The 8,870-nt window shown below is 36.1% G+C and carries 5 protein-coding genes; all 5 read right to left on the reverse strand.

What is annotated here, in order from left to right:
- Positions 1-1,144, reverse strand: a 1,144-nt coding sequence (locus KAS42_02400) for an outer membrane protein transport protein (protein ID MCK4905083.1), incomplete at its 3' end; no start/stop codon positions are given.
- A gap of 358 nt (positions 1,145-1,502) precedes the next feature.
- Entirely contained in the window at positions 1,503-2,531 is a 1,029-nt protein-coding gene (locus KAS42_02405) for a response regulator (protein MCK4905084.1), read from the reverse strand.
- 87 nt (positions 2,532-2,618) lie between these two features.
- Positions 2,619-5,015, reverse strand: coding sequence for a response regulator (locus KAS42_02410; GenBank protein ID MCK4905085.1), 2,397 nt, complete (start codon positions 5,013-5,015; stop codon positions 2,619-2,621).
- Positions 5,012-7,531 (reverse strand): GAF domain-containing protein, encoded by a 2,520-nt coding sequence (locus KAS42_02415; protein ID MCK4905086.1) that lies wholly within the window; start codon positions 7,529-7,531, stop codon positions 5,012-5,014. Before KAS42_02415 ends, KAS42_02410 begins: the two co-directional genes overlap by 4 nt.
- Positions 7,532-7,541: 10 nt before the next feature.
- Positions 7,542-8,780, reverse strand: coding sequence for a beta-ketoacyl-ACP synthase II (locus tag KAS42_02420; GenBank protein MCK4905087.1), 1,239 nt, complete (start codon positions 8,778-8,780; stop codon positions 7,542-7,544).
- Positions 8,781-8,870: the final 90 nt, after the last annotated feature.

Genomic DNA, 8,870 nt, shown 5'->3' on the forward strand with positions numbered 1-8,870 from the left:
CTTGAGAATATGCATATGCAACATCTATCTTCGTTGTCCATACAGGGAAACTCGCGCCTATAAAATATCTGTTACTTGAAAAATCAAACATCATAGGGTCTAGGGTTTCCGTAGGAACAGGAGACGGATCCCACATATAGCCACCCCTTAAAGCAAACTCGGGAGTTACTTCATATTCTGCTCCGATTCTAAAGATATATCTATCTTTCCAATCGCGCGCGATTTCTATTTCATCCGTAGTAATAACTGTAGCAGGCGGACTAAAAAGAGTTACAGGGTCATCTAATTTTTGAGTAATAGTATCCATTCTAGACCAATTTACCCAATCAACCTGTCCGCTTAAAAGCCATCTGTCAAAACCCGAATAACTAACTCCTAAACATGCTGTTTGAGGAAATGTGAAATCCATAGAAATTTCTCTGTCAAATGTAGTAAAACCTGCACCACCTATGTCAACCTCACCTTTGAATTTGACATTTGTTTCGCTTCGCCAAACACCGCCTACTGTCCAATCATAAGAAGAAGGCGACCACAGAAAACCGATATTACCGGATGTTCCTCTTCCTTCTCCCTCAGTTTTAACATACGCCGCACTGGGTAAAACTCCTCCGTCAGGAATAACAATAGAATAAGATTTGGTATTCATTTTTGAAAAGCCTTCTGCTAAACCCGCGCCTATCAATAAATCATCTGTCAATTTAAAAGAGGCCCCTGCTTGAAGATTTTGCAACGATATTTCCGAACGAGTAGAGTTATAGTTTAAAGCAGCATCGTCTTTCCATCTTTGTCCCAAACCAAAAGGCACATAATATCCTAACCCCATAGAAAAAGAATCATTAAAATTATGTGTAAAAAAAATATTGGGTATCATCTGGACAGTCGTTGTGCTTTTTTCTTTATCCGCGGCTTCTGCTTCATAATATGAATACGGAGCGATAAAAGCTTCGCCTTTCATAAATAAAGTCCCCTCACATAATCCTAATCCCGCCGGATTGTAAAAAAGAGAAGAAGGGTCGTCTGCAATAGACACAAATGCGCCACCCATCCCCGTAGCTCTTGCTCCAATAGAAGGCGCCTGCATACTTGCAGAATATGCAGTTGAAATAAATAAAATAAAAAAAGCCATCGCAAGAAATTTCTTCATTATTATTCCCCCTTGTTATAATTATAAAGTAGTTGCCGATTTATCGGCAACGGTAAACGGTCCACCCGCCTGCTCGCCTCTCGGCGAAGCCAAAGGCTTGCGTCCGCCTCGGCAAGCCAAAGGCGAGACGGAAAGCGGGCAGGTAAATGGGCAACTACAGTGTTCTGTCCAATTAATTTCTGATAGTGTGTCATTCCCGCAATTTTTAAGCGGGAATCTCTACATACTGGGCGCCCGATTAAAACATTCGATACCCGATTTAAGCATTCGGGCACGACAAAACTGCTAACCCGTCTGGGCAGACGAAGTCTGACCGATAACTAATTTGACAATGCAATAGTATAGACTCCCTTTATTATTAATCCCCGCTATTCTCTAAAACTTTCAAAGCTATGTCAAGAATTTCAGGATGAAAATGAGTACCCCTACCTTCTTTAAGATTTTTTAAAGTCTCTTTTTTGCTAAGAGCCTTTCGATATGGTCTGTCTGAACGCATAGCATGATAAACATCCGCAATAGATATTATACAGGCAAACAATGGAATTTCGTTTCCTTTCTTCCCTTTGGGATATCCTGTCCCATCATATTTTTCATGATGGTCTTGTATTATACACATATATTTCTTCAATGTGCTCATAGGATTTAATATCGGGCTTACTATGGAACAGCCGATATCGGGATGTTTTTGAATAATTTTCCATTCTTTAGCATCCAATTCTCCGTCTTTACTTAATATCCTCTCTGGAACTCCTATTTTCCCGATATCGTGCAGAGAAACCAAATAATGAAATATGTTTTTTTCTTCGGGGATAAGTTTCACAAAGGAAGAACATTCTTCTAGTATCAATGAAGCATAACGTGCAACTTGTTCGGAATGAATAGAAGTATAACCGTCTTTAGCATTGATTGCCGCTAAAAGAGAATCTACCGTAGAATAATAAAAATCCTTTGTCTTTTTCTCAAGTGATTTTTGGACATTTTCCAACTCTATCAATTTCTTTTTCTTTGTTCTATTCTTCCCTCTTTTTTTAATTTTCTCTTCTATAATTTCAAGAAGTTTATTCTTACTGAACGGTTTATTTATATACGCAGAAGCGCCATTTCGCATCGCTTCCGTAGCACTATCTAACGTACCATATCCTGTAATTATTATTATTTCAATATCTTCATCTATTGTTTTTAATTTTTTTAAAAGTTCTATCCCGCTCATTCCCGGCATTTTTATATCCAATAAAGCCACATCAGCCATATCTTCTTTAAATTCTTTTAATATTTCGTCACCTTTGGTAAAAACCAATAAATCGTAATAATCCTTTAGAATCATTTTCATGGATTCTCTGACACTTTTCTCATCATCCACAATAATTATTTTGTTCTTCTTTTTCATCCGCTTCCCCTTTCTTGTAGTATATGAATGTCTTCTTCTATTAACCGCCCTCTTATATGTTTATAACATCGAACCAGATGTGTTTTCTTATTTTATACCAAGCTTTTCCATTTTATATGAGAACATTCGTCTACTTATGTTTAATAATTTTGCAGCTTTAATTTTAACTCCACCTGTTTTTTCCAAAGCATCGATTATCAATTTTTTCTCCATTGAAGACACTTCTTCTTCCAAAGATAGTTGCTTTTTAGAAGAAACGTCTATAGCTTTTGGCTCATTGGGCTTATCTGTCAGTGGGGAGGCAGAAACATCCGTAGGTTCTTGTTCAGACTTACCTTCCAATTTAGACTTTGAACTTTCTTTTTTTATATCTTCATGTTCTATATCGGGAGCTATCCAACCATCGGAATATTTTTCGGTTACAGGCGAATCCTTGGGAGAATAAATAGGCACTGCTTCGGATTTACAAACAGGTATAGGAACTTCTTCTTTTTCTGTGACAATGGGAATAAATACGTCAAAGGTTGTTCCTTTATTAGGCATTGAGGATATATTACTGCTTCCGCCGTGTTTTTCGACAACCTGTTTTACAATAGGAAGTCCCAACCCCAACCCTTTTGTTCCTGTCGTAAAAAACGGGGAATAAACTTTTGACATATCTTCAAAATCTATGCCTTTACCGTTATCTTTAAATGTTATTTGAACCTGTTTCTTGCTATCATCATATGAAGTCTCGACATCTAATCTTCCACCTATCGGCATAGCAGACAAACTGTTTTGCATGAGATTTAAAAAGGCTTCTTTCAATTTATCGCCGTCAAGCAAACACATCGGCACAGAACTATCAATATTTTTATTAAGATTTATGTTTCGCTTTTTGAACTCTTCTTGGAACTGGCCCATAGCTTCTTCCAAAATAGAATTGATGTTTTCCATAGAAAGATTAAGTTTCGAAGCGTCAGAAAGTTTTTCCAGTCGGTCAACAATATGATTTAACTTGGAAACACTGTCTAAAACCGTTTCGTGGTAATCCTTCACAAAACTTTTGTCTTGGTTTTTTTCAGGCAAAAGTTGAGCAAATGTGCTGATAGAAACAAGCGGATTTCTTACTCCGTGAGCCATTCTTCCTGCAAGTTCCCTCCAGAATTCTTCTTCTTTTGTTTTGTTTAATTCTTTTTCCAATCTTTTAACTTCCGAGATATTCTGAAAAACCATCAAAGCACCTTTGATTCTGTTAGCTTCATCTTTTAAAGGAACTGTGCTGATACCCAGAGAAATATTTTTCCCCGGATACACTACCTCATGTCTGTTATAAGCTTTTTCATCATAAAGAGTTCTAAGCATAATGTCGGCAATTATAGAACCGGCTTTTTGAATATTCTTGCCTATTAAATCGTCTTTTATTCCAAAAATGTCTTTTGCAGATTTATTTATTGAGGTTATTTTACCTTCCTTATCTATAGTTAAAACTCCCGAAGAAATATTTTTCATTATATCGCAAAGATGTTCCCTATGTTGAATAATTTCCTTATAAAGGCAGGAGTTTTGAATAGCCAATGCCGTATAGTTGCTCATCATGTATAAAAACTTCAATTCACCAACAGTAAAATCTTCACCGGTAATTTTTTTGCCCAAACTTAAAAAACCCAAAAGTTCGCTATCGTCAAATAACGGAATACATATCTCCGCTTCCAAAAGTTCCATTTCTTCTTTGACATGGGACGGAATCAGTTTATTATGTTTTGTCAATATTTGACCGTTTTTTAAAAGCCAGCCTGCAATTCCGTCTGCATCCTTAACCCTAAAATCTTCCACAATATCCTTCTTCATCCTCAAAGCATTTTTGATTTTGTAAAAAGAATTACCCTCTTCTTTTAAGAGAATTGCCAATTTCCCTACTTCAAAAACTTCAGACAATGTGGTTACAATCATTCCAAATAGTTCTTCCGGCTTAAATATATGGGTCAAAATGCGGGAAAATTTCCTGAATGTCTCTTGATAGTAATAGAATAGACGCCTAAATTCTTCCTCGGGTAAGAAATCCTTATTTTCGGCAAAAATTTCCCTTGATTCCAAATTAGGCTGAGTTTTTTCATTTTCCAAAACCTTGATTTTCTTCATAAGCTGAATTCTTTCATTTGCTCTGGAAATAAGATAAGCAAGTTCTTTTCTTTGGAAAGGTTTGACGAGCCATTCATAAACTTTGTTTTCCATAAGCTCTTCTCTTGCCCTTTCGTCAGACGTAGAAAGAAGAACTATTGGAATAATTTCGGAAGCAATACTTCGCGCCTGCTGAATAAATTCCAAAACATCCATCCCTTTTATGGGAGTGTCTAAGATTAAAACGTCAATCTGTTTTTCTTTTATTATCCGCAGCGCTTCTTGAGAATTTAAAACGGAAAACAGAAAAAATTTATCATCAAGTATTGCCTTTAATGATTCTTTTATCTGTTTTTGCTCTGCAACAATTAGTATATTTTTCATGGTTTTACGGTTAAAAATTTGTGACTATACGCTTTTAAGAATATTGGCAAATATATTAAAAAAGTAGTTCCTTTACCCGCTTCGCTTTCGACCTCTATATTACCGCCATGGTCAATTACAGCGCGATAAACAATAGCCAATCCCAACCCTGTTCCATTGTCTTTCGTGGTAAAGAAAGGGTCAAATACCCGCGAAAGATTTTCCGCAGGAATTCCAATTCCGGTGTCCTGAATTTTTAAAAGAATTTGTCTGCCATTTTCGGTCTTTTCATAAGATGTCGTTATATATAATTTCCCTCCGTTTTCCATTACTTCTATTGCATTAAGTAAAAGATTTAACAGGATTTCGTCAAATCTTGTTTTATCTATGTAATTTTCAGGAATATCGGGGGCATATTTTTTAATTATTTCTACACCATAACTGTTAAGCTTTGTGCTCATAAATTTCAAATTTCCATCAATACATTTATGAATATGATTTAGGGTAAAATTAGGAGATTTTGGTTGAGCAAAATTAAGAAGCCGATGGATAAGACCATCTATTTTTTTCACCTCTTCGCAGGCAGAAGCGGAAAACTCATTCCTAAATTCAGGGTCGTCATATTTTTGCGGCAGTAATTCAAAAAAAGTATTGATGGCAACCAAAGGATTTTTAATTTCATGCGCCATACCCGCAGCCAAAGTCCCCACAGTAGCAAGTTCTTCGGCTCTATTTAACTGGCGCTCCAATGTCCTAATTTCCGTAAGGTCAGCAAGAACCAAAATTACACCATTTATTCTGTTATTCTTTCCCTTTATCACCGCAGTCCCGACGCCGAGTATCGTTGGTTTTACTTTATCAACATCCGCTTTTTTCTTGTCCCTAATATATTCTATTTCATAGCTGGAAAAACCTTTACCGAATTCTTCTACATCAATTATAGCTTGAGAAAACTCATCAGGAAGAACCTTTTTATAATTTTTTCCTATAGCTAAAGAAGCCGAAATTCCGATAATTCGCTGCGCTTTTTCGTTAAATATGCGAATCTTATCCTCTTTATCCGTAACGATAACCGCATTCGCAAGATTTTTTAAAATGTTCTCCTGATATAATTTTGCTTGTTCCACCTGCGTATAAAGACGCGCGTTTTCAATGGCAACGCCCGCATGATTGGCAAGAGTAAGCAGAAGGTCTACATCTTCTTCCGTAAACATATCACCTGAAGATTTGCTCTTTAGAAAAATGAGCCCCGTTAAAATATCTTCTCTAATTATCGGTATTGCCATCTCCACTCCGATTTTATCAAGAGAATTTTTTATATCCTGAAATTGCTTACCCTCCCCCATCTGTTCCAATTCATCTTTAATAACTACATCTTTTTTATCCGTCATCCAAACAATAAGGGCATCGTTTTGAGAAAAGGCAATGTTTTTATTGAGAAACTTTCCCAATAAAGACTTTGCTTTGAATTTATTTGTCTCGCGCAAATAGATAACACCTCCGTCTATACCCATTGTGTCCGTTATATTCTTTAAAATATATTTCAGTAATCTTGTCAAAGGTAAAACCCTGCTTAATTCCTTACCCATTTTTTTAAGAACGCGTTGATATTCATATTTTTTCTTGCCGAACATTTTATCGACTAAAGTTTGAATTTTCTCTCTTAAAGGCAAAAACACAAACGCCACAATTAAAGCCGCAAAAACAGCGGGAAAGAAAGTCTGATACCTAACTATACCCCTAAATAACTTTTCAGCTAAAATAACTCCAGCGATGTAAAAAGCGGTAACAAAAGCAGTTAAAAGAGTATATATGGCTGTCTTTTTAATTGCTACAGTAATATCAAAAAGGCGATAACGAACAATAGCATAAGCGGTAAAACCAGCAATCAATACTGAAAAGACTGGACCAATAGCAATAAATTGTGGGAACCCAATGGCTGGCAAAATCGCACCTGTAATTATGGCAAGAGAAGTTCCAATTAGTAAACCACTAAAAAGTGTTCTTAATTGTACTGCTTCAATCCCTACTTTTATAGTTTTCCATTTTTTAAATAAATATGATAAAGCTAAACTTACACTTATTATTATATAAATTGTAAATAGCGGAAACAATATACCTACTACAGGTCGAAAATCTCCATTTGGTAAAGTATACACATCTTTTTGAATAAATTTAGTAAAAGAGAGAGAGATGAATAGTATTCCTAAAACAATTGAACCATAATTTAGGATAGGATTTCCATAATTTAGCTTACCCCATCTTGGTAATGGCTTGGGAAAAACCATAGAAAAAAATAAAATGGGCAGAGGCATAAAAGCACCAATAGCAAAACACCAATGACCAAAGATTGCAACCCATCGTATATCTTTGGCAATACTAACTAACAGGTTAAACAAACTCCAAACAGAAAAGCCATACACAACCAATGAAAGAGCAAAGTTTACTATTTTTTTAGGACCTCTAAATAGTATGTACGTTCCAATAAATATATTTACAAGAGTAGCAATCATCAGACTCAAAATTTTTAAATTCACTTTTAACCTCTTAAATTTTAGATACTATTAAACTAGCATTAGTTCCACCAAAACCATGGGAATTAATGAGCACAGCATCAACTATATTTTTCCTTGCTTTATTAGGAACATAGTCCAAATCACATTCATTGTCGGGAAATTCATAATTGATAGTCGGAGGAATCACTTTGTCTTTTATAACCATTAGAGAAGCAATAATTTGCATAGGACCTGCGGAAGACAAAGGATTTCCCGTCATTGACTTAATTGAACTTATAGGCACTTTATACGCATAATCGCCGAAAACTTCCTTAATCGCAATTGTCTCTGCCCTATCCCTTACAATATCGGAAGGAGCATGAGCGCAAATATAATCTATATCTTTTGGTTCAAGACAAGCTTGCTCTAAAACTTGTTTCATCTCCCTTGCAAATCCTTTACCATTCACATCGTTGTCGAACAAATTAGAAGCTTCTGTATTTGTATTATAGCCAATTATCTCTCCATATATGAAAGTATTCCTGCTAAGAGCATGTTCCAGCTCTTCTAAAATTACAATCCCTGCGCCTTCGCTTAAAACGCCTCCGCTCCGCTTTGCGTCAAACGGACGGCTCGTTTTAGTAGGGTTTCCGTTTTGCGTAGAAAGAATTCCTGTTGCGCATAAACTGCCTAATGTCAAAGGCGTTACGGACGCATCCGTTCCTCCCGCAATTGCAATATCTATTTTACCAGTTTTAATATCTTTAAATGCAGTTCCAACTGCATCCAACCCGCAAGTGCAACCCGAAGAAATACTATTAACTTCTCCTTTCCAATCTAATTTAATGGAAATTTCATTGGCAGCAGAATCATGACAATATGCGGTAGAGGTAAAAGGACTTACTCTGTGAACACCTCCTTCTTGAAGTTTAATGTGTTCTTTTTCGGAAAATCCTATGCCTCCCACAACAGAACCCATGTAAATCGATTTTTTTTTATTTTTAAAATCTTCTTTTTCTATACCAGCATCTTCAATAGCCATCTTTGCCGAAGCAACCGCAAAATGGGCAAACCTTCCTGTTCTTCTTACTGTCTTAAAATCCATATATTCGTAAGCGTCAAAATTCTTGATTTCGCCTGCAATTTTAACTGGGAAAGAAGAAGCATCAAATAAGGTAATCTTGTCAATCCCGGATTTGCCGTTTATTAAGGCATCCCAGAAAGCGTTTTTTCCTATACCATTGGGAGCTACAACTCCAACTCCCGTTACAACAATTCGCCTTTTACCCATATCGATTGGACAATTTTGTACACTCCAGAAAGTAAGATATCACTTGAGCACAATATTGTCAATAGCGTGTAAGAGTCCATAACATATTGG

The sequence above is a fragment of the bacterium genome (assembly GCA_023135785.1).
Classification (GTDB): domain Bacteria; phylum CAIJMQ01; class CAIJMQ01; order CAIJMQ01; family CAIJMQ01; genus CAZNJA01.